The 23,978-nt window shown below is 57.8% G+C and carries 20 protein-coding genes; 17 read left to right on the top strand and 3 right to left on the bottom strand.

The features are described from left to right. The first annotated feature begins 7 nt into the window (after positions 1-7). The 8 genes from lysS to FHW71_RS15540 all read left to right on the top strand — a co-directional run bounded on the left by lysS (position 8) and on the right by FHW71_RS15540 (position 6,880). Positions 8-1,528 carry a lysine--tRNA ligase gene (lysS, locus tag FHW71_RS15505; RefSeq protein WP_154181838.1) on the top strand — a complete coding sequence of 507 codons (1,521 nt, stop codon included), beginning with the start codon at positions 8-10 and terminating at the stop codon, positions 1,526-1,528. Between the two features lie 131 nt (positions 1,529-1,659). Next, positions 1,660-2,511, top strand: coding sequence for a MurR/RpiR family transcriptional regulator (locus FHW71_RS15510; protein ID WP_179452223.1), 852 nt, complete (start codon positions 1,660-1,662; stop codon positions 2,509-2,511). A gap of 262 nt (positions 2,512-2,773) precedes the next feature. Further along, entirely contained in the window at positions 2,774-3,610 is an 837-nt protein-coding gene (locus FHW71_RS15515) for a transporter substrate-binding domain-containing protein (protein WP_179452224.1), read from the top strand. A gap of 2 nt (positions 3,611-3,612) precedes the next feature. Next, entirely contained in the window at positions 3,613-4,245 is a 633-nt protein-coding gene (locus tag FHW71_RS15520; protein WP_179452225.1) for an urea carboxylase-associated family protein, read from the top strand. Continuing rightward, on the top strand, positions 4,229-4,876 hold the full coding sequence (locus FHW71_RS15525) for an urea carboxylase-associated family protein (RefSeq protein WP_179452226.1): 648 nt from the start codon (positions 4,229-4,231) through the stop codon (positions 4,874-4,876). The genes FHW71_RS15520 and FHW71_RS15525 overlap by 17 nt, the downstream gene beginning before the upstream one ends. A gap of 3 nt (positions 4,877-4,879) precedes the next feature. Continuing rightward, a complete protein-coding gene (locus FHW71_RS15530) occupies positions 4,880-5,530 on the top strand; it encodes an amino acid ABC transporter permease (protein WP_008108217.1) in 651 nt (216 codons plus the stop codon). Continuing rightward, positions 5,530-6,195: an amino acid ABC transporter permease gene (locus FHW71_RS15535; protein ID WP_154181833.1), complete on the top strand. Its 666-nt coding sequence runs from the start codon at positions 5,530-5,532 to the stop codon at positions 6,193-6,195. Before FHW71_RS15530 ends, FHW71_RS15535 begins: the two co-directional genes overlap by 1 nt. Positions 6,196-6,208: 13 nt before the next feature. Then, on the top strand, positions 6,209-6,880 hold the full coding sequence (locus FHW71_RS15540) for an urea carboxylase-associated family protein (protein ID WP_179452227.1): 672 nt from the start codon (positions 6,209-6,211) through the stop codon (positions 6,878-6,880). A 48-nt stretch (positions 6,881-6,928) separates the two neighbouring features. Here FHW71_RS15540 and FHW71_RS15545 read toward each other — a convergent pair whose 3' ends face one another. Then, on the bottom strand, positions 6,929-7,555 hold the full coding sequence (locus FHW71_RS15545) for a hypothetical protein (protein WP_008108213.1): 627 nt from the start codon (positions 7,553-7,555) through the stop codon (positions 6,929-6,931). 362 nt (positions 7,556-7,917) lie between these two features. Here FHW71_RS15545 and FHW71_RS15550 point away from each other — a divergent pair, with 362 nt between their 5' ends. Further along, the gene (locus FHW71_RS15550) at positions 7,918-9,081 is read left to right on the top strand and encodes an MFS transporter (protein WP_061719877.1); all 1,164 of its coding nucleotides are present in this window, start codon (positions 7,918-7,920) and stop codon (positions 9,079-9,081) included. On the opposite strand, the gene FHW71_RS15555 is transcribed toward FHW71_RS15550, so the two are convergent. Next, positions 9,078-9,998, bottom strand: coding sequence for a LysR family transcriptional regulator (locus FHW71_RS15555; protein WP_179452228.1), 921 nt, complete (start codon positions 9,996-9,998; stop codon positions 9,078-9,080). The two genes, FHW71_RS15550 and FHW71_RS15555, sit on opposite strands and share 4 nt — an antisense overlap. Positions 9,999-10,108: 110 nt before the next feature. Here FHW71_RS15555 and lysA point away from each other — a divergent pair, with 110 nt between their 5' ends. Together lysA and FHW71_RS15565 are read left to right on the top strand one after the other, a co-directional pair. After that, positions 10,109-11,362: a diaminopimelate decarboxylase gene (gene lysA / locus FHW71_RS15560; RefSeq protein WP_179452229.1), complete on the top strand. Its 1,254-nt coding sequence runs from the start codon at positions 10,109-10,111 to the stop codon at positions 11,360-11,362. Next, complete coding sequence (locus FHW71_RS15565) at positions 11,362-11,811, top strand: GNAT family N-acetyltransferase (protein ID WP_179452230.1); 450 nt, start codon at positions 11,362-11,364, stop codon at positions 11,809-11,811. Before lysA ends, FHW71_RS15565 begins: the two co-directional genes overlap by 1 nt. A 43-nt stretch (positions 11,812-11,854) precedes the next feature. Here FHW71_RS15565 and galR read toward each other — a convergent pair whose 3' ends face one another. Further along, positions 11,855-12,856: an HTH-type transcriptional regulator GalR gene (gene galR, locus FHW71_RS15570; protein WP_036649453.1), complete on the bottom strand. Its 1,002-nt coding sequence runs from the start codon at positions 12,854-12,856 to the stop codon at positions 11,855-11,857. A 197-nt stretch (positions 12,857-13,053) separates the two neighbouring features. Between galR and FHW71_RS15575 the strand changes: the two genes are divergently transcribed. The 6 genes from FHW71_RS15575 (at position 13,054) to FHW71_RS15600 (ending at position 23,969) form a co-directional block, all read left to right on the top strand. After that, positions 13,054-15,315, top strand: a complete 2,262-nt coding sequence (locus FHW71_RS15575; RefSeq protein WP_179452231.1) for a molybdopterin-dependent oxidoreductase — start codon at positions 13,054-13,056, stop codon at positions 15,313-15,315. A gap of 269 nt (positions 15,316-15,584) precedes the next feature. Beyond that, positions 15,585-17,315 (top strand): penicillin-binding transpeptidase domain-containing protein, encoded by a 1,731-nt coding sequence (locus FHW71_RS15580; protein WP_061719881.1) that lies wholly within the window; start codon positions 15,585-15,587, stop codon positions 17,313-17,315. Between the two features lie 404 nt (positions 17,316-17,719). Next, positions 17,720-17,908: a hypothetical protein gene (locus tag FHW71_RS15585; protein WP_008109078.1), complete on the top strand. Its 189-nt coding sequence runs from the start codon at positions 17,720-17,722 to the stop codon at positions 17,906-17,908. 290 nt (positions 17,909-18,198) lie between these two features. Further along, a complete protein-coding gene (locus FHW71_RS15590; protein ID WP_179452232.1) occupies positions 18,199-19,335 on the top strand; it encodes an efflux RND transporter periplasmic adaptor subunit in 1,137 nt (378 codons plus the stop codon). 9 nt (positions 19,336-19,344) lie between these two features. Further along, entirely contained in the window at positions 19,345-22,476 is a 3,132-nt protein-coding gene (locus FHW71_RS15595) for an efflux RND transporter permease subunit (protein WP_179452233.1), read from the top strand. A 92-nt stretch (positions 22,477-22,568) separates the two neighbouring features. After that, positions 22,569-23,969 (top strand): efflux transporter outer membrane subunit, encoded by a 1,401-nt coding sequence (locus tag FHW71_RS15600; protein WP_179452293.1) that lies wholly within the window; start codon positions 22,569-22,571, stop codon positions 23,967-23,969. The last annotated feature ends 9 nt before the right edge of the window (positions 23,970-23,978 follow it).

Consider the following 23,978-nt stretch of genomic DNA (forward strand, 5'->3'; position numbering starts at 1 on the left):
AACCGACATGTCTGAACAACAACCGCAGAGCGCTGATGCCGCCCTTGAGTTAAACAACGAACTGAAAGCGCGTCGCGAAAAACTCAGCGCGCTGCGTGAAAAAGGCGTGGCGTTTCCTAACGATTTCCGCCGCGACACCACGTCCGATGTGCTGCATGCCAGCTATGACGCTAAAGAGAACGAAGAGCTGGAAGCGCTAGGCGTAGAAGTGAGCGTGGCCGGTCGTATGATGACGCGCCGCATCATGGGGAAAGCGTCATTTGCCACCCTGCAGGATGTCGGCGGCCAGATTCAGATCTACGTTTCACGCGACGATCTGCCAGAAGGCGTCTACAACGAGCAGTTCAAGAAGTGGGATCTCGGCGATATCCTCGGTGCGCGCGGTAAGCTGTTCAAAACCAAAACCGGTGAGCTGTCGATCCACATCACTGAGCTGCGTCTGCTGACCAAAGCGCTGCGTCCGCTGCCGGATAAATTCCACGGCCTGGCCGATCAGGAAACTCGTTATCGTCAGCGTTATCTCGATCTGATCTCCAACGACGATTCGCGCAAAACCTTCAAAATTCGCTCACAAATCATGGCCGGCATTCGCCAGTTCATGGTTAACCGCGAGTTTATGGAAGTGGAAACCCCAATGATGCAGGTGATTCCTGGCGGCGCATCTGCGCGTCCGTTCATCACCCATCACAATGCGCTCGACATCGATATGTACCTGCGTATTGCGCCAGAACTGTATCTTAAGCGCCTGGTAGTTGGCGGTTTTGATCGCGTGTTCGAGATCAACCGTAACTTCCGTAACGAAGGTATTTCGCCGCGCCATAATCCAGAGTTCACCATGATGGAACTCTATATGGCGTATGCGGATTACAAAGATCTGATCGAGCTGACTGAAAGCCTGTTCCGTACCCTGGCGCAGGATGTGCTGGGCACCACGGAAGTGCCGTATGGCGATCACAGCTTCGATTTCGGTAAGCCGTTTGAGAAGCTCACCATGCGTGAAGCGATCAAGAAATACCGTCCGGAAACCGACCTGAGCGATCTGGAAGACTTCGATAAAGCGGTAGCGATTGCTAAATCGCTGCACATCAAAGTCGAGAAGAGCTGGGGCCTCGGCCGCGTAGTAACCGAGATCTTTGAAGAGACCGCTGAAGCGCACCTGATTCAGCCAACCTTCATCACCGAATACCCGGCTGAAGTATCACCGCTGGCGCGTCGTAACGACGAGAACCCGGAAATCACCGACCGCTTTGAGTTCTTCATCGGCGGCCGTGAAATCGGTAACGGCTTCTCAGAGCTGAACGATGCAGAAGATCAGGCTGAGCGTTTCCTGCAGCAGGTGAATGCGAAAGAGTCTGGCGATGACGAAGCAATGTTCTACGACGAAGACTATGTCACCGCGCTGGAACATGGCCTGCCACCAACCGCTGGTTTGGGCATTGGTATCGACCGTATGGTAATGCTGTTCACCAACAGCCACACCATCCGCGACGTCATCCTGTTCCCGGCACTGCGCCCGAGCGGTAAGTAATCCTCTCCGGCATCTTGTAGGGTCGCCATTCATGGCGACCTTTTTTTATTCCCGCCTTCCAACACAAAATTCCTGATGACAACCCGGCACGCTCTGTGCAGGATGGTTTTTTTCATTTTCAGGGAATCACCATGAGTGCAAAAGCGGCAACGTTAGAGGGCCGGATTCGTCAGCACTGGGATCAACTCTCCAGCCACGAGCAGCGACTTGCCGATGTGCTACTTGCCGCACCGGGCCAGCTAGCCATGAACACCGCCACCGAACTGGCGCACAGCGCGGGCGTGTCCAAAGCCACCACCACGCGCTTTTTCCGCCATCTCGGCTACGAAAGTTATGAAGCCGCACGCCGCCAGGCGCGTGAAATGCAGAGCAGCGGATCACCGCTCTACCTGCAACCAGCACCCAGCGCGTCGCCGCTGGCCAGCATCATGCAGCAGCATCTGGAAAAAGAGATCGCCAATCTGGTCAACAGCTATCGCACGCTGGACAGCGAACAGTTGCAGCAGGCGGTCACCGCCATCAGCCAGGCTCGACGCGTGGTGGTGATGGGTTGGCGCCACAGCCAAACCATCGCGCATCTGATCTATCGCGATTTGATCCATATTCACTCCGACGTGCGTCTGCTGCCGCGTCCCGGCGATTCGTTGGCGGAACATATGGCGGCTCTGAGCGCTGAAGATGTGGTGATCTGCGTCGGTTTGCGTCGGCGTATGCCCGCGCTGGAAGCGGCAATGAACGCACTGGCCGAGCGCAACGTGCCAATGCTATATATCGCCGATGTGCTCTCCGGCAAACCGGCGCGCCATGCGCAGTGGGTAATCCGCTGTCACACTGATAGCAGCCTGATTTTTGACAGCACCGCCGCGCTCTCTGGCGTGTGCAATCTGCTCTGTTCACTGGTGGCCCGACAAATGGGTAAAGCCAGCAACGATCATCTCGCGCAAATCGAAGCGCTGCACCAAACCCTCGACGAACTCGAATAATGCGCCGTGCTGGCGCACCCTGCGCCAGAAAAATCACCAAAACGGTGCAATTTTATCCAGGCCTCGCTAAATCAGCCATCCCCATTTCGCGCCATGTGAAATCATAGAAATTAAAAATAATAAACAAGAAACAAATGTTTCCAATTGATTTTATTGACTAAAGGCTAGGTTGTTGCGGGTTGACCTGCGTAGCGGTGAAAAAGCTGGCACAAAATATGCTCAGTAGAAAAAGACATTTCACCAATACCAGGGAAACACCATAATGAAAAAAACAGCACTGCTGATTGCCGCTCTTCTCTCCGTAGGCACCTTAGCGCAGGCGCAAGCCGACACGCTGGCCGACATCAAAAGCAGCGGCAAAATCACCGTCGGTATCGATCCAACCTTTCCTCCATACGAATACACCGATGACAAAGGTGAGATCACCGGTTACAGCGTGGCGATCATGCAATCCTTCGCCAAAGATCTCGGTGTGAAACTGGAGTTTCAGAAAACCGCCTTCAGCGGCATTCTGCCGGGCCTGATTTCGGGCTCCTTCAATGCCGAAGGTTCATCCCTTAACGTCACGGCGGAACGCGCGAAGAAAGTGCTTTTCACCGTGCCGTACAGCAAAACCGTGAATGGCGTGCTGGTGCGTGAAGCCGAGGCGAAAACCTTCAGCGGCAAAACTCTGAGTCCGGAAAGCTTATCGGGTCTGCGCGGCGCGGTGAAAACCGCCAGCGTGCCAGAGCAACTGCTGAAGGGCTTCAACGAGCAGTTGAAGAAAGAGGGTAAAACACCGATCACCATCATCAACGTCGATTCACTGGATCAAACCGTCAGCACGCTGATGACCAAACGCGCCGACTTCGTTTATGACGATATCTCGGTGTTAGCGCCGGTAGCGAAAAAATACGCCGGTAAAGTGGCGCAGGTCGGCGAAGTCGGCCCGTCGCAATGGATGGGTTGGGCGACACGTAAAGAAGATGGCAGCCTGAACAAAGCCATTAGCGACCACATCCTGGCGATGCAGAAAGATGGCGAACTGACCAAGCTGCAGCAGCAGTATCTCGGCACCACCTTTACCGTGCCCGCCAGCGACTTCATTCCGCAGGAGTAATTATGTGCCAGTCCAACCTGACGGTGCCCGCCGGCTTTGGCAAAACCTTCCGCGTGCGCAAGGGCCAGTTTATTACCGTGATTGATAGTGAAGGGCAGCAGGCGGCCGATTTCGTCGCGGTGAATGCCGATGACCTAAACGAGAAGCTGTCGCCGGTGCATACGCGTCAACAACTGCGCTCGCTGTTCTTCAAGCCGGGCGACGCGCTGTGGTCGAGTGAAAACCGTCCGATGCTGCGCATTCTTGCCGACAGCATCGGCATCCACGACGCCAACGTGCCCGCCTGCGATCGCACTCGTTTCAGCATCGATTTCGGTGTTGAAGGGCATCGCAACTGCGTGGATAACCTGCTGGAAGGGATGAAGGAATTTGGCGTCACCTACTTCTCGCTGCCGGAGCCGTTCAACCTGTTCCAGAACGGTCCGGTCACCGCCGATGGCCGCATGGAAGTGACCGATCCCAACAGCAAAGCGGGCGACAGCATCACCTTTGAAGCGCTGTGCGATCTCATCTGCTCGGTCTCATCCTGCCCGCAGGACATCATTCCCGGTAACGGCCTGCAGGTGACGCCCATCGACATCGTGGTCAGCGACCATTTTCACGCTCTGGAGATGAATCATGCTGTTAATGCGTGAAAGTTATGAAGAAACCGCTGTGCGCACGCTGGCTGAACCGGTGCAGGTTGCACCGGGCAGCATCGGTTCGATTCGCGTGCTGCGCGGCCAGTTACTGCGCATCACCGCACAGGGCGACGGCGCGGTGGCTTCGCTGTTTGGCTTTAGCCTAGCCGATCCCGCCGTGTGGCTCTCGGTGCATCACACGCGGGTGTTCAGCAACAGCTACCTGCTCGGTTCCGGCATGCGACTGGTGAATAACCGTCGCCGTCCGATGATGGTGCTGGGCAAAGACAGCGTGAAACGTCACGACCTGTTGTTGCCGGCCTCCACCACGGCGTTTCTCCGTGAGCGCGGCTATCAGGGCGAAGGTTGTCTTGATGCCTTGCGCGGCGAGCTGGCGCGTCTGGGCATGGTGGTGCCGAAGCTGCCGGATCCCATCAACCTGTTTATGCACGTCAAGCTGACGCGGGAAGGCGATATTCTGCCGGAAACCAACCTGACCAAAGCCGGCGACAGCATTACCTGTCGCGTGGTGATGGACATGCAGTTCATCGTCTCCGCCTGCAACACTGGCATTGAGGGCAACGATCGTCCCGGGCCGCTGCTGCTGTCGGTGGCGGAAAACCTGCACGACTTTAACGCGGAGTAACGCATGGGGCTGGATCAACAGGTAGTGGCCGCGCTGCCGGAACTCGGACACGGCCTGCTGATGACGCTGGTGCTCACCGTGCTGGCGTCGTTGGTCAGCGTAGTGATGGGGCAGCTCGGCTGCTTCCTGCAGCTGCGTCGTGCCTGGATCTGGCGCGCCATCGGACGTTTCTATGTCAGCGTGATGCGCGGAACGCCAGCGATTGTGCAGCTGTTTGTGGTGTTTTTCACCTTGCCACGGCTGGGATTGGGCGGTCAGCCAATGCTGGCGGCGGTGATTGCCATTGGCCTCAACAGCGGCGCTTACGTGGCGGAAATCCTGCGCGTCAATCGCAGCCTGGTGACGCGCGGACAGCTTGAAGCGTCGCGCACCTTGGGCCTGAGTCGCTTGCTGACGTGGTGGTACGTTATCAATCCACAAGTGATGCGCGCCAGTCTGCCAATGTTGGTGAATGAGTTCACCATCTTGCTGAAAACCACGCCGCTGGCCTCGGTGGTGGCGCTCACCGAACTGACCTACGCCGGACAGATCGTCATCGCCCGCACCTACGAAGCCACGCAGGTATTGCTGCTGGTGGCGGCCGGTTATCTGCTGATCGCCATGCCGTTGATTGCGGCGGCGCGTCGTCTGGAAGCGAAACGGAGGTTGGCGTAATGGATTGGCAGGCAATTATCACCTCTTTGCCGTCGCTCGGTGACGGCCTGCTCGCCACCTTGCAGCTCTGTCTGGTGGCAGCGCTCTGCTCGCTGCTGTGGGGCGCGCTGTTGGCCGTACTGCTAATGCGCGCCTCGCCGTTCTGGCTGCGTTTGCTCAATCTTTACAGCGGGTTAACTCTCGCGCTGCCGCTGCTGGTGGTGATCTATCTGCTCTACTTTGTGCTGCCGGAATATGACATCACGTTGTCGTCGCCGGTGGTGGGCGTGCTGGCGTTAACGCTCTACTACGCGCCTTACATTGCGCAGGTGATCCGCTCGGCGATTGATGCGCTGCCGAAAGGGCAGTGGGAAGCGTGCCGCGTGCTGGGCCTGAGCCGCAGTGAACAGCTGCGCGATGTGGTGCTGCCGCAAACCCTGCCGCAGATGCTGTCGCCGCTGGTCGGATTGATGATCGGTTTGATTAAAGACTCCGCGCTGCTGTCGATTGTCTCGGTGCAGGAGTTTATGTACGCCGCCAAACAGGCGATTTCGGATACCTACGCGCCGCTGGAGATCTATCTCACGGTGGCGCTCTGTTACTGGCTGCTCAACAGCGTCATCGACTGGCTGGCGCGCGGCCTTGAATCTCGCATGACGCGCTATCGTCGTGCCATGCAGCATTAATCAGGAGAACAACATGTCGGCTGAATTTCAGCATCGTGAAGCGATGACCATTCCCGCGCGCTACGGCAAAGCGGTGCGTCTGCAGAAAGGTGAAGCGGTACAGGTGATTAACCTGCACGGTACGCAGGTGGTGGATTGCTGGGCGTATAACGCTGAAGACGTGAGTGAATATATGTGTATGGAGGCGACGCGCGTGTGGAATCAGCGTCTCAATCCCAAAGTGGGCGACAGCTTTATCACCAGCCAGCGCCACCCGATTTTGACGCTGGTGGCAGATACCTCGCCAGGCGTGCACGACACCTTTATGGCGGCTTGCGACGCGCGTCGTTATGAGCTGCTCGGCTGCACCGAACCGCATCGCAACTGCCATGACAATCTGTTTGAAGGCATGAGCGAGTTAGGCGTGACGCTGCCGCACGGCAATCTGGCCTCGTTTAATATCTTTATGAATATTCAGGTGCAGCCGGATGGCATCACGCTGAAGACGCTGCCGGTGGTGACGAAGCCGGGCGACTATATTGTGCTGCGCGCCGAGATGGATTGTTTTGTGGCATTTTCCGCCTGTCCGCAGGATATCGTCAGCATTCAGGGGCAGGGCGACAACACCCCACGCGATGCCGAGCTGCGTATTTTGACCAGCGGATTCCCGCAGGTGAAGTTGAAGGGCGCGTGGGTTCCCGCGTGATTCCGTAGGGTCGCCATTCATGGCGACCTTGCTAAACATCGCACAATCCTACGACTTCACCACCCCATCCAGCCACGCCTGAAAGCGCGCATACGGCACATACAGCGCCACATTCTTAAACAGCGTCTTGCCGCTTTTATTGTCATCAATCTGGCTGCTGTAACCGACAATCACGCCCGCCAGCGTATCATCGCTGGCGTTATACACCGCGCCGCCGGACATGCCTTTCACCACGCCGGCATTGGCCGCCACCACCACACAACTGGCCTTGTTCCAGTCATTCGCCAGCGTGGTGTTGATCAGATTCTTGCCGCTCGACGCCACCGGCATCGCGGAAATAAAGCTGTAGCCATACAGATTCACTTCATCGCCAATATGGCTATTGCGGAACGGCGGTGGCAGATTGGCTTCGCTGTTTTTGTGGTACACCACGGCGATATCGCATTCAGGATGCCAGGCTTTCACCCGATAGAGCGAATACTTGGCCACGTGGGCCGCCGTCAGGCTGTATTCGGGCGTGAGAGGAATGGTGGTGCCAAGCGCACCAATGCCCAGCACCGTTGGAATGCCGGTGACGGTCATATCTACGCGTTTTGCTGCTTCTTTGCTGTATTCGTAATGCCCAACAGAGCAGCCACTCAGGCAGCCAACCGTTAGCGCGATGAGCCATCGCATACGCTTTCCCCTCGATTTTTGACACCACATAACCGGGCAATCCATTGAGGTATCGGCAGTGCACGTCCATCCTTTACTGTTTGATTTTGCGTCAAAAGCTGACTCGCTGTGATAAGGATCACATCCTTTTCAAGCGTAGCGCGGAAACTTCAATCTGTCTCAATGGTTAGTCAGTGACATTTTCCCGCGCAGGGATTATTGCTGCGGGCGCAAATAAGCCTTGCGGCGCGCGGGGTGGTTGGTATGAGAGGGCTATGCTTTAATAACAGTGTGACGCAGTTCAAATTTTAATAAGCGTCAGTTGTAACCGTACTGCGCTCGCAGTGCGGCCCGCCTGCAAAAAATTATTGGGAGAGTGTGTTATGCCTGTTGCATTACTGGCGCTGGCGCTGAGTGCGTTCGCCATCGGCACCACGGAATTCGTCATTATGGGATTGCTGCCCGAGGTGGCGGGCGATCTGCAAGTGACGATTCCTTCTGCGGGATGGCTGATCAGCGGTTACGCGCTGGGCGTCGCCATCGGCGCGCCGATCATGGCGTTGCTGACCGCCAAACTGCCGCGTAAACGTACTCTGATTCTGCTGATGATTATCTTCATCATCGGTAACGTACTCTGTGCATTGGCCTACACCTACAACCTGCTGATGCTGGCGCGTGTGGTGACGGCGCTGTGTCACGGTGCGTTCTTCGGCATCGGCGCGGTGGTAGCGGCGAGTCTGGTGGCACCGGGTAAACAAGCTTCTGCTGTGGCGCTGATGTTCACCGGCCTGACGCTGGCCAACGTGCTCGGCGTGCCGCTCGGCACCTGGTTTGGTCAGATGTTTGGCTGGCGCGCCACCTTCTGGGGCGTGGCGATCATCGGCATCTTTGCCTTTATCGCGCTGATTGTGAGCCTGCCAACCAACAAAGAAGAGAAGCCGGTACATCTGGCGAGTGAAATCAGCGCGCTGGCCAACGGTAAACTGTGGCTTTCGCTGCTGATGACGGTGTTCTTTGCGGCGGCGATGTTTGCGCTGTTCAGCTACATTGCGCCGCTGCTGCTGCAGGTGACCGGCATCTCAGATCGCGGTGTCAGTTGGACACTGTTCCTGATTGGTGCGGGTCTGACCGTCGGTAACATCCTCGGCGGCAAGCTGGCCGACTGGAAAGTGTCGTTTAGCCTGATCCTCAGCTTTGTGCTGATTGCGCTGTTCTCGCTGCTATTCAGCTGGACCAGCCATGCGCTGTGGCTGGCGGAAATCACGCTGTTCCTGTGGGCGATGGCGACCTTCGCCACCGTGCCGGGCTTGCAGATTAACGTGGTGCGCCACGGCAAAGATGCGCCAAATCTGGTTTCGACGCTGAATATCTCCGCCTTCAACGTCGGCAATGCGCTCGGCGCGTGGGTCGGTGGCGCGGTGATCGAGAAAGGTTATGGCCTGACGTCGGTGCCGGTTGCCGCTGCTGCACTCGCGGCAGTTGGCCTGGTGATCTGCTTGATCACTTTCCGCAAATCGGGCGGGCAGGGCGAAGCAGTCAACGCTTAAGCCAGCCGCTCGGCAATACGTTGTGGAAACGCGGCCACTTGGTGTTGCAGGTGGTCGCAGAAGTGATCGACCAGCGCCGAAGCCGGTCGATGCTGCGGCCGCACCAGACTGACGGTGAAGGGCACGGCAATACTGAAACGACGCATCACCACACCGCTGTCGGCGTAATCCAGCGCCGTCAGCGGATTCACAATCGAAATCCCCACGCCTGCACGCACCATCGCGCACACCGACGCCGCGCTATGCGTCTCCAGCACCAAACGACGCTCCACATCCTGATCATGAAACAGCGAATCCAGCAGCTGACGATAGCTATCGCTGCGCGACAGGCTGACGTAGTTTTCACCGTGGAAATCCTGTGGCGTCAACACCTCGCGCTGACACAGCGGATGCTGTGGCGGCAGCACGCACACTTCATCACAGGTCAGCAGCGGCACGCGTTCAGTGCCCGCTGGCGGGTGTTGGGTTTCGGTCAGGCCGAGATCGTAACGCTGTGCCGACAGCCACTCTTCCAGCAGCGGCGATTCCTGCGGAATAATATTCAGGCTGACCTGTGGATAGCGCTGCAAAAACGGTTGCAGCAGCGGCGGCAGCAGCGACTGCGAAAATACTGGTAGGCAGGCGATCGACAATTCACCCTGACGAAACTGACGCAATCCTTCGGCGGCATCCATGATGCGATCCAGCCCGTACCACGAGCGCTGCACCTCTTCGTACAGCCGCAAGCCTTGCACCGTTGGTTGCAAGCGGCCACGCACCCGTTCGAACAGTTGCAGGCCAAGTTGCTGCTCAAGGCGCGCCAGTTCGCGGCTTACCGTCGGCTGCGAAGTGTGCAGCAGCGTGGCCGCCTGCGTCAGGTTGCCGCTGGTCATCACCGCGTGAAAAATTTCGATATGTCGCCAGTTAATTTTTGCCATCGTCTCCTCCGCTCAACCCATATCATATTTGTATAGATGTCGCTAAAACAGATATTTTTCTGAATTGATGCACTGTGGCTAAATAGCCTCAATGACACAGGAGAATTGATATGCCACGCCCACTCAACAACAGCGAAACCGCGTTAACTGCCGCCAACTTACTGCCGTTGGCGCAGCGTTATTCTGGCCCGTTCTGGGCGTACGATGCGGCGATAATTCAGCAGCGCATTGCGCAACTCGGCGCCTTCGACGTGGTGCGTTTTGCGCAGAAAGCCTGCTCCAATATTCACATTCTGCGTCTGATGCGCGCGGCGGGCGTCAAAGTCGATTCGGTGTCGCTGGGTGAAATCGAGCGTGCCATTGCCGCCGGTTATCAGCCGGGCGGCGAAGATATCGTCTTCACCGCCGATGTGTTCGATCAGCCAACGCTGACGCGCATCGCCGAGCTGAAAGTACCGGTCAATGCCGGTTCGGTGGATATGCTGCATCAGCTGGGCGAACTGTCGCCGGGTCACGCGGTGTGGCTGCGCATCAATCCTGGTTTTGGTCACGGTCACAGCCAGAAAACCAACACCGGCGGTGAGAACAGCAAGCACGGCATCTGGCACAGCGATCTGCCGCTGGCGCTGGCGGCGATTCAGCAGCACGGCCTGCGTCTGGTCGGCCTGCATATGCACATCGGTTCCGGTGTGGATTACGGCCATCTGCAGCAGGTGTGTGACGCGATGGTCGATCAGGTGGTGGCGTTTGGTCAGGATTTGGAAGCGATTTCTGCCGGTGGCGGTTTGTCGATTCCTTATCGCTTTGGCGAAGAAGCCATTGATACCCAGCACTATTACGGCTTGTGGAACGGTGCGCGTGAGCGTATCGCCGCGCACCTCGGTCATGCGGTGAAACTGGAGATCGAGCCAGGCCGTTTCCTGGTTGCCGAATCGGGCGTGCTGGTGTCGCAGGTGCGTGCAGTGAAAGATATGGGCAGCCGTCACTTTGTGCTGGTCGATGCCGGTTTCAGCGATTTGATGCGTCCGTCGATGTACGGCAGCTATCACCACATTTCTCTGCTGCCGGCCGATGGCCGCGCGCTGGGCGACGCCACTGTCGAGAGCGTGGTGGCCGGTCCGCTGTGTGAATCGGGTGACGTGTTCACGCAGCTGGAAGGCGGCAAAGTGGAAACCCGCGCGCTGCCTGCGGCGCAGGTCGGCGATTATCTGGTGTTCCACGATACCGGCGCGTACGGCGCATCGATGTCCTCGAACTACAACAGCCGCCCGCTGATTCCGGAAGTGCTGTTCGAGAATGGCGCGCCGCGTGAAATTCGTCGCGCGCAGACCATTCAGGAGCTGCTGGCGCTGGAGCTGATCTGATGAAGATTGTCGCGCTCAGCGAAGTGCCGCATCATGCCTCGCAGATCACCGACTGGTTGTGGCAGGCGTTTGGCGACGGTACGTCGCGTGAGTTTTACCACAGCATTGTGCGCAGTAGCCTCAACGGTGCCGATTTCCCGGTGACCTTTGTGGCGCTTGATGGCGATATACCGCTCGGCACTGTGGGATTCTGGCGCTGCGATTTGATCAGCCGTCAGGATCTCACGCCTTGGGTGGCGGCGCTGTTTGTCGAGGAGTCCGCGCGCGGCAAAGGGTTGAGCGAAGCACTGCAGCAGCATGTGATCGATTTCGCGCAGCAGCGCGGTCATGACAAGCTGTGGTTATGGTCAACGTTTGGCGGTTATTACGAACGTTTTGGCTGGCAGTATCAGTGTGACGCGCTTGAGTTCCCGGATGTGCGGGTGAAGGTGTATTCGCGAAGTTTGTAACCAGGTCGGCATGAATGCCGACCCTACGAAAGACGGTTAGGACTTAACCCGGTCCACTCACCGAATGCCGTCTTACCAGCGTCGGGCTAAACATATTGGTCACTTCCGGCATCTCGCTGCCATTAGCTAACGCCAGCGCCAGTTGCGCCGCCTGTTGCGCCATGGTGACAATCGGGTAGCGCACCGTGGTTAAACGCGGGCGCACATAGCGCGACACCAGCACATCATCAAAACCAATCAGCGACATCTCTTCCGGCACGCGAATGCCGTTATCACTCAGCACCGCCAGCGCGCCGGCGGCCATGGAATCGTTGTAGCAGGCCACCGCCGTAAACTGCTTGCCGCGTCCCATCAATTCGGTCATTGCCTGCTCGCCGCCCACTTCGTCCGGTTCGCCCCACGCCACCAAGCGATCGTTACACGGCAAACCGTGCTCTTTCAACGCGTCGTAATAGCCTTGCAGGCGATCTTCGGCATCGGAAATGGTGTGAGTAGAGCAGATAAAGGCGATTTGCGTATGGCCTTGCTGAATCAGATGACGCGTTGCCAGCCACGCGCCGTAGCGGTCATCAAGCGCGATGCAGCGATGTTCAAAGCCTTTCAGCAGGCGATTCAGCAGCACCATGCCCGGCACCTGCTTCATCAGCATCTCTAAATCGTCGTCGGGGATTTTCTTGGCGTGCACCACTAATGCGGCGCAGCGATGACGCATCAGTTGCTCAATCGCCTGACGCTCTTTTTGCTCATTGTGGTAACCGTTACCAATCAGCAAAAAGTTGCCGGTCTGGCCCGCAACTTCATCCACCGCTTTGACCATCGCGCCAAAAAACGGGTCGGAAACATCGCCCACCACTAAACCCAGGGTTTCGGTGGATTGCTGCGCCAGGGCGCGTGCATTGGCGTTCGGGTGATACTGCAACTGCTCCATTGCCGCCGTGACGGCGAGGCGAGAACTCTCGCTGGCTTTGGGCGAATTATTGATGACGCGGGAGACGGTCGCAACCGACACCCCAGCCATACGGGCAACATCCTTAATGGTAGCCATGCGATTATCGACATCCGGGAAAACGTTTACACATGCCACCAGTGTTACGGAAAACCCACCCTGTAGCAACCCGGCAGAATGCCAGCGCTGTCGCAAAAGCACGGAAAATCAGGCGCTCACAGCCGTGCTTTAGCTCAATTACAGCCTCATGTTATGCTGCCAGACATAATGACACCTGCCTGCCGGACCCAAAAACCATGAAAACTCGCGTGCCACACCTGGCGCACTGGGGCGCATTCACTGCCGTCACTGAAAACGATCGCCTGATTGGCTGTGAACCGTTCTTCGCCGATGCCGATCCGTCGCCGATGCTCAACACCATTCCTGAACTGGTCTATTCGGATAAACGTATTCGCCAGCCGATGGTGCGCCGTTCATGGCTGAAGTCGCGCGAGAACAGCGATCGCACCTTACGCGGGCGGGAAGATTTCGTGGCGGTGGACTGGGATACCGCACTGGATTTGGTGGCGGAAGAGAATCGCCGCGTGCGCGATCGCTACGGCGCATCCGGCATTTTCAACGGCTCATACGGCTGGTCATCCGCCGGGCGCGTCAACCACGCGCGCACGCTGATTCGCCGCTTCTATTTTCAGGGCGGAGGCGGTGTTGATCAGCAAGGTAATTACAGCTGGGGCGCGGCGCAGTTCTTCCTGCCATACGTGATTGGCACCTATATGCCGCTGACCGGTCGCGTAACCGATTGGCCGCAAGTAGTGCAGCACGCAGATATCTTTATCGCCTTTGGCGGCCTGGCGCTGAAAAACGGCCAGGTGGCGTCTGGCGGCGCGGGGCAGCACAGCCTGAAACCGGCGCTGGAGCAGCTCAGCGCCAAAGGCACGCCAATCATCAACATCAGCCCGATGCGTGATGACTGCCCGGCGTTCGTCAATGCCGAGTGGATTCCAATTCGCCCGAACACCGACGTGGCGCTGATGCTGGCGCTGGGTTTTGAAATCACACAGCGTAACGCGCTGGATGAAAGCTTCCTCGCCAGCCACTGCACCGGCTGGCCGCAGCTGCGCAGCTATCTGCTCGGTGAAAGCGATGGCATCGCCAAAACACCTGAGTGGGCCAGCAGCATTACCGGCATTCCGGCGGCGCGCATTGCGTTGCTGGCGCAGCAGCTGATGGGCAAACGCAGCTTTATTACCTGCTCCTATTCGGTTCAGCGCGCCCATCGCGGCGAGCAGCCGTACTGGATGATGATTGCGCTGTCGTCGATGCTCGGTCAGCCAGGCTTGCCGGGCGGCGGGTTCTCCTTTGGTCACGGCTCGATGAACAGCGTCGGCAATCCGCGTCAGGACGGTCCGGCACCGATGATGAGCACCGGCCCGAATCCAGGCAATTTGTCGATTCCGGTGGCGCGCATCAGCGACATGCTGCTCAATCCCGGCCAGCCGTACGCATTCCAGGGCGAAACCCAACACTATCCGGATATCCACTTAGTGCACTGGGCGGGCGGCAATCCGTTCCATCATCATCAGCAGCTCAATCGCCTGGTGGAAGGCTGGCAGCGCCCGGATACGGTGATTGTGCAGGATATCGTCTGGACGCCGGCGGCGCAGATGGCGGATATTGTGCTGCCCGCCACCACCACGCTGGAGCGCAACGACATCGGCGGATCGTCACGCGATCGTTTCGTGCTGGCGATGCATCAGGCGATTAAGCCGCAGCATCAGGCGCGTAACGATTTCGATATCTTCGCCGATATCGCCGATCGTCTGGGCTATCGTGATGTGTTCACCGAAGGGCGCAATGAGATGCAGTGGATTGAGCATCTGTATCAACAGTGCGCAGTAGCACATGCACGTCGTGATATTCCATTCCCGGAGTTCGGTGAGTTCTGGGAGCGCGGTTTTGTCGAGATCCCGGAAGGCGGCAAGCCGTTCGTGTTTATGGATGATTTCCGCGCCGATCCGATCAGCCATCCGATTCAAACCGCCAGCGGCAAAATTGAGCTGTTCTGCCAAACCATCGCCGATTATCAGCTGGACGATTTCGCCGGACATCCGGAGTGGCGCGAGCCGCAGGAGTGGCTGGGTGCGCCGCTCAGCGCCGAGTTCCCGCTGCATATGATCTCGATTCAGCCATCCGATCGTCTGCACAGCCAGATGGATGCCACCGCCACGGTGCAAGGCAACAAAACCGCCGGACATGAGACGCTGTATATGCATCCGCAGGATGCGGCAACGCGTGATATTCAGGACGGTGATGAGATTGAGGTGAACAACGCGCGTGGTCGCATGCTGGGCGGTGTGCGCCTGACCGACGGTTTAACGCCGGGCGTAGTGATCATCGCCACCGGCGCCTGGTTTGATCCCGGATTTGGTCGCGCCTGGCAGCCGTGGGATCGCGCCGGCAACCCGAATGTACTGACATTAGACATCGGCACCTCGTCGTTAACGCAGGGCCCTAACGCCATGAGTTGCCTGGTGGAAATCAAAAAACATCTGATGTGAATGGGCAACGAATAATCTCATCGCTGGTTACATTTTGCCGGTAACTGTTGCGTTTAGGAGATGGTTTCCCAGCGTGCCGCCTTGCTACAGTCAGGGTCCCAGAGGTATTGATGGGTGAACATCAAAAAGTTTTCTTGATTACACCGACCTGCGCAGATGCGCAGGTTTTTTTTTGCTTAACGAATCGAAACACAGTTTTCCTGTCAACTCGGTTTACGTTTCTTTATAACTGCTGGCATTAAGCCTGATTTTTTATCGCAGTGGACGTTATGCCTCCTATTAAAAAATTTCTGGGAAAAGACCAGATAAAAGCGCCATTTAACCCGTTTCGTTTTCGCCTGATTTGCCTTGGCGTTTTCTGCTGTCTGGTGCTGTTGCTGATATGCGTGGGTGACCTGCAGCTGATCAAACATCCGATGCTGGAGCACGAAGCCGATCAGCGCTCGCTGCGAACCGTGACGTTGCCGACCAACCGTGGCACCTTGCTGGACCGCGACGGCCAGGCGTTAGCACTGAGCGTTCCGGCGCGTGACATCATCGCCGATCCAATGCGCGTGCTGGAGGCGAATCCCGATTTCACCAGCGCTAAATGGGCGTATCTGGCGGCGGCGCTCAATCAGCGTCCGGAAGATCTACGTGCGGCCATCACCGCCAACCCGAAAAAACGCTTCCTCTATCTGGGCCGCAAAATCGAACTCGGCATCGCCAAAGATATCGCCGAGCTGAAACTGAAAGGCATCAGCTCGGTATATAACGACAGCCGCTTCTATCCGATGAGTGAAGCAGCCGCGCCGCTGATTGGTATCGTGGGAGCCGACAGCAACGGCCTGAACGGCATCGAGAAAGGCTTCGATCATGTGCTGCAGGGCGATCCCGGCAAAGAGGTTTATCGTCAGGATGGCGAAGGCAACATCATTGCGATGATCGATTACCAGCCGCCACAGCAGCCGCCAACCGTACAGCTCAGCATCGACAAGTTTGACCAATTCACGCTTTACAGCAAACTGCGCGACGGCGTACTGCTTAACAAAGCGGATTCGGGCGCGGCGGTATTGGTGAAAATCGATACCGGCGAAATTCTGGCGATGGCTTCTTATCCGTCGTTCAACCCGAACAACTACGAAAACGCCACGCCGGCGCAGATGCGTAACTCGGCGATCAACGACAGCTACGAACCCGGCTCCACGGTGAAACCGCTGGTGGTGATGGAAGGTCTGGAGCGCCATCTGGTGCGCGCCGATTCGGTGATCGATACCACGCCGTACAGCGTTAACGGCCACCTGATCCGCGACGTCGGCCACTGGCCGCGCCTCACCATGACCGGCATCCTGCAGAAATCGAGTGATATCGGCGTCTCGCACATTGCGCTGGCGATGCCCGCTGAAGCGCTGGTAAACACCTATCAGGCATTTGGTCTGGGTAAACCTACCGGGCTGGGATTGACCGGCGAGAGCGTGGGTTACTTCCCGCTGCACCGCGAGCGCTGGGCTGATATCGAACGCGCCACCTTCGCCTTTGGCTACGGCTTGCGCGTTACGCCGCTGCAGATTGCGCGTGAATACGCCACGCTCGGTTCGTACGGCGTCTATCGTCCGCTGTCGATCACCAAAGTGACGCCGCCGGTGTTAGGCAAGCAGGTGGCGAATCCGCAGGTGGTGCAAACCGTGGTGCATATGCTGGAGAGCGACGTGCTGCCGGGCGGCACCGGTGTCAGAGCGGCGGTGCCGGGTTATCGTCTGGCGACTAAAACCGGTACCGCAGAGAAGATGGGCACCAGCGGCAAGTACGATGGCGGCTATATCAACTACACCGCAGGCATCGCGCCTGCCAGCCATCCGGAAGTAGCGTTGGTGGTGATGATCAACCATCCGACTGCTGGCGATCACTTTGGTGGCTCGGTGGCGGCACCCATCTTCGGCAACATCATGGGGCCGGTACTCAAGCACATGAACGTGGCACCTGACGCGATCTACAGTAAACCTTCTTCAGACAAATCTTAGTTAAATCAAAAGTGTAAGTGAGGTGTGGAGAATATTCACACCTCGTTTCACTTCCCCAAACACCGTTGCTTTTTGCACCTGTCTTTCACCGGCTCAACGGTGCGAGTATGGACATCCCAGAGGTATTGATGGGTGTGAAACAAGCTGCTTTGGCAGTACCCTGTTATTACACCGACCCACGCAGATGCGTGGGTTTTTTTTGCCTGTTATTTACTGCCGCGCGAACTCGCTCACACCTCTTGTCTGAGTCTTAACACTTCCCCGGCAACATAAAAATATCTGGTTGTGTAACCTGTATGTAACGCACCGCGATGTCGCATTCCATGGCGGTTCGCTAGCCCCTTACAGTGTTGGTAGCGCTTTAAGGGGCGATTTTTTATTGCGATTCGTTGAGGCCACCCGCAATGCCAAAAACCAAAGACCGCACGCCAAAAGGCGAGGGCCGATCCTCGGCGTTTCAGTTACGTATTCATCCGGATCTGCACGAACAGCTGCGCAGTGTGACTGACGACGACAACGTCACGCTGTCGTGCTGGTTAAAAGAGCTGGCGCGCCGCGAATTGCGACGTCGCGGCATCGAACCCAAAGGTTAACCGTAGGGTCGTCATTCATGACGACCTTGCCAATGGCCGCACCGTGCGACCTTCGGAACGGTCACCATGAATGGCGACCCTACGGGTGCGATATGCACGCACGCGATCCCCATTAAAAAACCGCGAAAAGCTAAAAATCCCAACGATTTATGGCACGAAAGGTTTACCATTTTCCTTTGGAAAATATATTTTACGCAACCTTAACAACCTCGCTTAACCCGCCTCCCTACAATGACTTTTTGAGTCATTACCTTCGTGACTATTCCCTTCCTATCTTTTAGAGAACAACTATGCGCCTGAAACTTCTTTCTGCCAGCGTGGTGTTTTTACTGGCAGCCTGTGACCAGGGCGGAGCAAAGCCCGCCGCATCCGCCACCCCGCAAGTGGGCGTGGTCAACCTGAAAGCGCAACCCGTTACGCTCGTAACCCAATTGCCAGGCCGGACCACGGCGGTAAGAACCGCGCAGGTGCGTCCGCAGGTGAGCGGCGTGATTGAAAAAATCCTGTTCACTGAGGGCGGTGAAGTGAAAGCCGGCCAGCCGCTGTATCAAATCGATCCGGCCACCTATAAAGCGGCCTACGACAAAGCGATGGCGACCTGGCAGAACGATGCGATGGTGGTGAAGCGCTATCAGCCGCTGGCCAACGCGCACGCCATCAGTCAGCAAACTTACGACGATGCGGTCGCCGCCGCGCGTGAAGCGCAAGCCGATGTGGAAACCGCCAAGGTGAATCTCGATTATACGCTGGTGAAAGCGCCGATTTCCGGCCACATCAGCCGCTCGCTGTACACCGCCGGTGCGCTGGTCACTAACGGGCAAACCGATTATCTCGCCACCATCACTCAGCTTGATCCGATCTATGTCGATGTCAGTGAATCCTCCACCGATCTGCTGCGCCTGCGCCGTGCGCTGGCCGACGGCAAAATCGCCAAAGTGGCTGATAACACCGCCGCAGTGGACTTGTCGCTGGAAGATAACAGCCAGTACGCCGAGCAGGGCAAGCTGGCGTTCTCGGAAGTGAACGTCGATACCGCCACCGGCACCGTGGTGCTGCGCGCGGTGTTCCCGAACCCTAATAACGAATTACTTCCCGGCATGTACGTGCACGCCAGCTTCCCGCAGGGCATTCAGCAGCATGGCATTCTGCTGCCGCAAGAGTCGATCATGCATGACACCAAAGGTCAGCCGTATGTCTATGTGGTGAAAAGCGACGACACCATCGAGCAGCGCAGCATCCAGACTGGCGAGATGATCAAAGGCGAATGGCTGGTAACGTCGGGCCTGCAGCAAGGGGAAAACGTGGTGGTGAACAACCTGCAAAGCGTGCGCAGCGGGGTGAAAGTGACAACCACCGCCGCTAACACCAATGACACGCCATCCGCTAATGCGGTGAGTCTTTCGATGACTGACGCAGCAGCGCAATAAGGGGGCGGCATGTCGAAGTTTTTTATTGAACGTCCAATTTTTGCCTGGGTTATCGCGATTATCGTGATGCTGGTGGGCGCGATTGCCGCTATCAGTTTGCCGGTCAATCAATATCCCAACATCTCCGCGCCAGCGGTATCCATCTCGGTGACCTATCCGGGCGCCAGCGCCGAAACCACGCAAAACACCGTGGTGCAGGTGATTGAGCAGCAGCTGAACGGCCTGGATGGTTTGCGTTATCTGGAATCGAGCAGCGCCTCGGACGGCAGCGCGCAGATCATCGCCACCTTTAATCAGGGCATCAATCCCGATATCGCCCAGGTTCAGGTGCAGGACCGCGTGTCGCTGGCGGAGTCGCAGCTGCCCACCGATGTCACTCAGCAAGGCATCCGCATCCGTAAGTACCAGAAAAACTTCATGATGGTCATCGGGCTGATCTCCAAAGACGGCAAGCTGACCAACGGCGATCTGGCCGACATGCTGGTGTCGAAACTGGAAGATCCAATCTCGCGTACGCCGGGCGTCGGCGACTTCATGGTGCTGGGATCGGAATACGCGATGCGCATCTGGCTCGATCCGGCCAAGCTGTACAAATACAACCTGATGCCGAGCGATGTCACCACGGCGATTGATAACCAGAACGTGCAGGTGTCGTCTGGTTCATTGGGCGGATTGCCGACCATTCAGGGCGCGAAAACCGAGGCGACGATCCTCGGCAAAACTCGTTTTACCACCGTGCAGCAGTTTGAGAATGTGCTGCTGAAAGTGAACAGCGATGGCTCGCAGGTGCGGCTGAAAGATGTGGCCAGCGTAGCGCTCGGGCCGCAGAGCTACGGCATCGACGCCACCATGAACGGCAAACCGGCCGCCGGTATCGCGCTGCGCCTGGCAACCGGGGCCAACGAACTGGATACCGCCAAAGCGGTGCGCCAAACCATCGCCGACCTGAAAGATTCGCTGCCGGATAACGTCGAAATTCAGTATCCGTACGACACCTCGCCGGTGGTCAGCGCCTCGATTGAAGAAGTGGTGAAAACGCTGATCGAAGCGGTGGTGCTGGTGTTCTTCGTGATGCTGATCTTCCTGCAAAATCTGCGCGCCACGCTGATCACCACGTTGGTGGTGCCAGTGGTGCTGCTGGGCACCTTCGGCATTCTGTCGGCGTTTGGTTACAGCATTAACACCCTCACCATGTTCGGTATGGTGCTGGCCATCGGGCTGCTGGTGGATGACGCCATTGTGGTGGTGGAGAACGTCGAGCGTGTGATGCACGAAGAGCATCTCGATCCCAAAGCCGCCACCATCAAGTCGATGCAGCAGATTCAGGGCGCGCTGTTTGGCATCGCACTGGTGCTGTCGGCGGTGCTGCTGCCGATGGCGTTCTTCTCCGGATCGACCGGCGTGATTTACCGGCAGTTCTCGGTCACCATCGTCTCGGCGATGGCGCTGTCGGTGATCATGGCGCTGATCTTCACGCCCGCGCTGTGCGCCACCTTGCTGAAACCGGCAGCGGCGGAGCACAAAACCACCGGGTTCGCCGGTTGGTTTAACCGCAAGTTCGACAGCGGCGCGATGCACTACACGCGCGGCGTCAGCAAAGTGATTTCCCGTCGCGGCCTGTTCCTGGTGATCTATCTGGTGATCGTCGGCGTGACGGGCTTTTTGTTCACGCGTGTACCGACCACCTTCCTGCCGGGCGAAGATCAGGGCTTGATGATGGTGCAAATCACGCTGCCGGTGAATTCGTCGTCGCAGCGTACTCAGCAGGTAATCAACGATCTCAACGCCTATCTGCAGCAGAACGAAGCGTCGGTGGTGACCACCACCTTTGGCGTGGCGGGCTTTAACTTTGCCGGTCGCGGCCAGAGCAACGCCATGGCCTTTGTGCGCCTGAAAGATTGGGGCGACCGCACGCACAGCGGGCAAAGCGTGCAGGATTTGGCGAACCGCGTGATGGCGCACTTCGCCAACTATCAGAACGCCAAAATCTTCGCCATGGTGCCGCCAGCGGTGATGGAGCTGGGCAACGCCACCGGCTTCGACCTGTATCTTCAGGATACCGGCGCGCACAGCCATCAGCAGATGATGGATGCCGCGCACCAGCTTATTTCGTTGGCGAACAAAGATCCGCATCTGGCGCAGGTGCGTCTTAACGGGTTGGAAGATGAGCCGCAGTATCAGCTGGAGATCAATGATGAGAAGGCCAGCGCGCTTGGCCTGAGCATGACCGACATCAACAACACTTTGTCGGTGGCGTGGGGCTCCAGCTACATCGATCAGTTCATGTATAACGGCCGCGTGAAAGAGGTCTATCTGATGGGCAAAGCGGACTCGCGCGTCACGCCGTCCGATCTCGATAAATGGTACTTCCGCAACAGCAGCGGCACCATGGTGCCATTCTCCGCCTTTGCTTCGGGCAAATGGGTGTACGGCTCGCCGCACTTTGAACGCTTTAACGGCTTAACCGCCGAAGAGATCCTCGGATCGCCCGCGCCGGGCCAAAGCACCGGTGAAGCGATGAAGGCGGTGGAGCAGCTGGCGAAGCAACTGCCGCACGGGTTCCGCGTGCAGTGGTACGGCATTTCGTATGAGGAGCAGGCCTCCGGCAGCCAAACCACGCAGCTCTATCTGATCTCGATTCTGGTGGTGTTCCTGTGTCTGGCGGCGCTGTACGAGAGCTGGTCGATTCCGTTCTCGGTGATCATGGTGGTGCCGCTCGGCATTCTCGGCACCATCAGCGCGGTGCTGCTGCGCGGCCTGCAAAACGATGTGTTCTTCCAGGTTGGCTTGCTGACCACGGTCGGGCTGGCGGCGAAGAACGCCATTCTTATCGTCGAGTTCGCCAAAGAGCTGCATGAGCGCGAGGGCAAAACGCTGGTGGAAGCGGCGGTGGAAGCGGCGCGGCTGCGTATCCGTCCAATCATCATGACTTCGATGGCGTTTATCCTCGGCGTGCTGCCGCTGACCATCTCCAACGGCGCGGGCGCTGGCAGTCAGCACTCAATTGGTACGGCGGTGGCGGGCGGCATGATCACCGCGACTTTCCTCGCCATTTTCTTTGTGCCGATGTTTTACGTGGTGGTTTCGCAGTTTTTTGCGCGTAAGAAAAAAGCTGCAGCAGAGACCGTGCAAGACAGTTAAACGGTCGCCATGAATGGCGACCCTACAGGTTTTCGTAGGGTGCGCATTCATGCGCACCTTCATACAAAGGCACTAGAATGCTTAAGTTAAAAATGAACATTAATAATTTCCGTCTGGCGCTGTTGCCGCTGATGCTGGTATTGGCCGGATGCAGCATGGCTCCGCACTATCAGCGCCCGGCGCTGCCGGTGGATGCTAAATACGATCAGGCGACGCCGGTCGGCAACGTCGCGGATTTGCCGTGGCAGAACTTCTTCACCGACGCCACACTGCGCAACCTGATTCAGATGTCGCTCGACAACAACCGCGATCTGCGCGTGGCGGCGCTGAATGTGCAAGAGGCGCAGCAGGGCGTCACGGTGCAGCGCGCGGCGTTGATGCCGTCGATCAACGCCACGGCCAGCCAGACCTCGGCGCATGAACCGGCCAATCTCTACAACACCAAAACCAGCGGCGCGGTGACCTATCACGAGCTGAACAGCGGCTTGAGTGTGACGTCGTGGGAGCTGGATTTCTTCGGCCGCCTGCAAAGCCTGAGCGATCAGGCGCAGGAAACCTATCTGTCGAGCGCCGCCACCGAGCGCGCCACACGCATCTCGCTGATTGCGGAAGTGGCGACGGCGTGGCTGACGCTGAGCTCGGATAACGATCTGCTGCATCTGGCGCAACGTACCGCGCAAAGCCAGCAGGAGTCGTATCGCCTAACCAAACTCAGCTACGACGGCGGTGCCAGCAGCGACCAGGATCTGGCGCAGGCCGAAAGCACGGTGCGCGCGGCGCAGGCCGACGTGGCGAGTTACACGCGGCAGGTGCGGCAGGATGTCGATGCGCTGCGCTTGCTGGTCGGCACCGATCTGCCCGCCACGCTGCTGTCGCACGCCACGCTGGATGCCAACTGGCAATTCCCGGAGACGCCCGCTGGCTTGCCGTCGGATCTGCTGACGCGTCGCCCGGACATCATGGCGGCCGAGCACACGCTGAAGGCGGCGAACGCCAATATCGGCGCGGCGCGTGCCGCCTTCTTCCCGAGCATCACGCTGACCGCCTCCGGCGGCTCCACCAGCAGTTCGCTTGGTAGCCTGCTGGGCGGCGGCACCGGCGCATGGTCATTTATGCCATCGATTAATCTGCCTATTTTTGACGGCGGTAAAAACGAGGCCAACCTGAATATCGCGCATATCGAAAAACGCATCGACATTGCTGATTACGAGAAAGCGATTCAAACCGCCTTTAAAGAGGTGAACGATGCGCTGGCCGGTCAGGATACCTGGCAGGATCAGCTGACGGCGCTGCAACAGGAGGTTGGCGCCAATCAGCGCGACTACGACTATTCAGAATTGCGCTTCAAACAAGGTGTAGACAATTATCTCAATGTGTTAGTGGCCCAGCGATCGCTTTACAGTTCGCAGCAGTCGCTGATCAGCGCGCATCTGGGCCAGCTGAGCCAGAAAATCACCCTGTACAAGGCGTTAGGCGGCGGCTGGAAATCTTAATTGCCTTAA

Source organism: Enterobacter sp. Sphag1F, assembly GCF_014193275.1.
Taxonomy (GTDB): Bacteria; Pseudomonadota; Gammaproteobacteria; order Enterobacterales; family Enterobacteriaceae; genus Pantoea; species Pantoea symbiotica.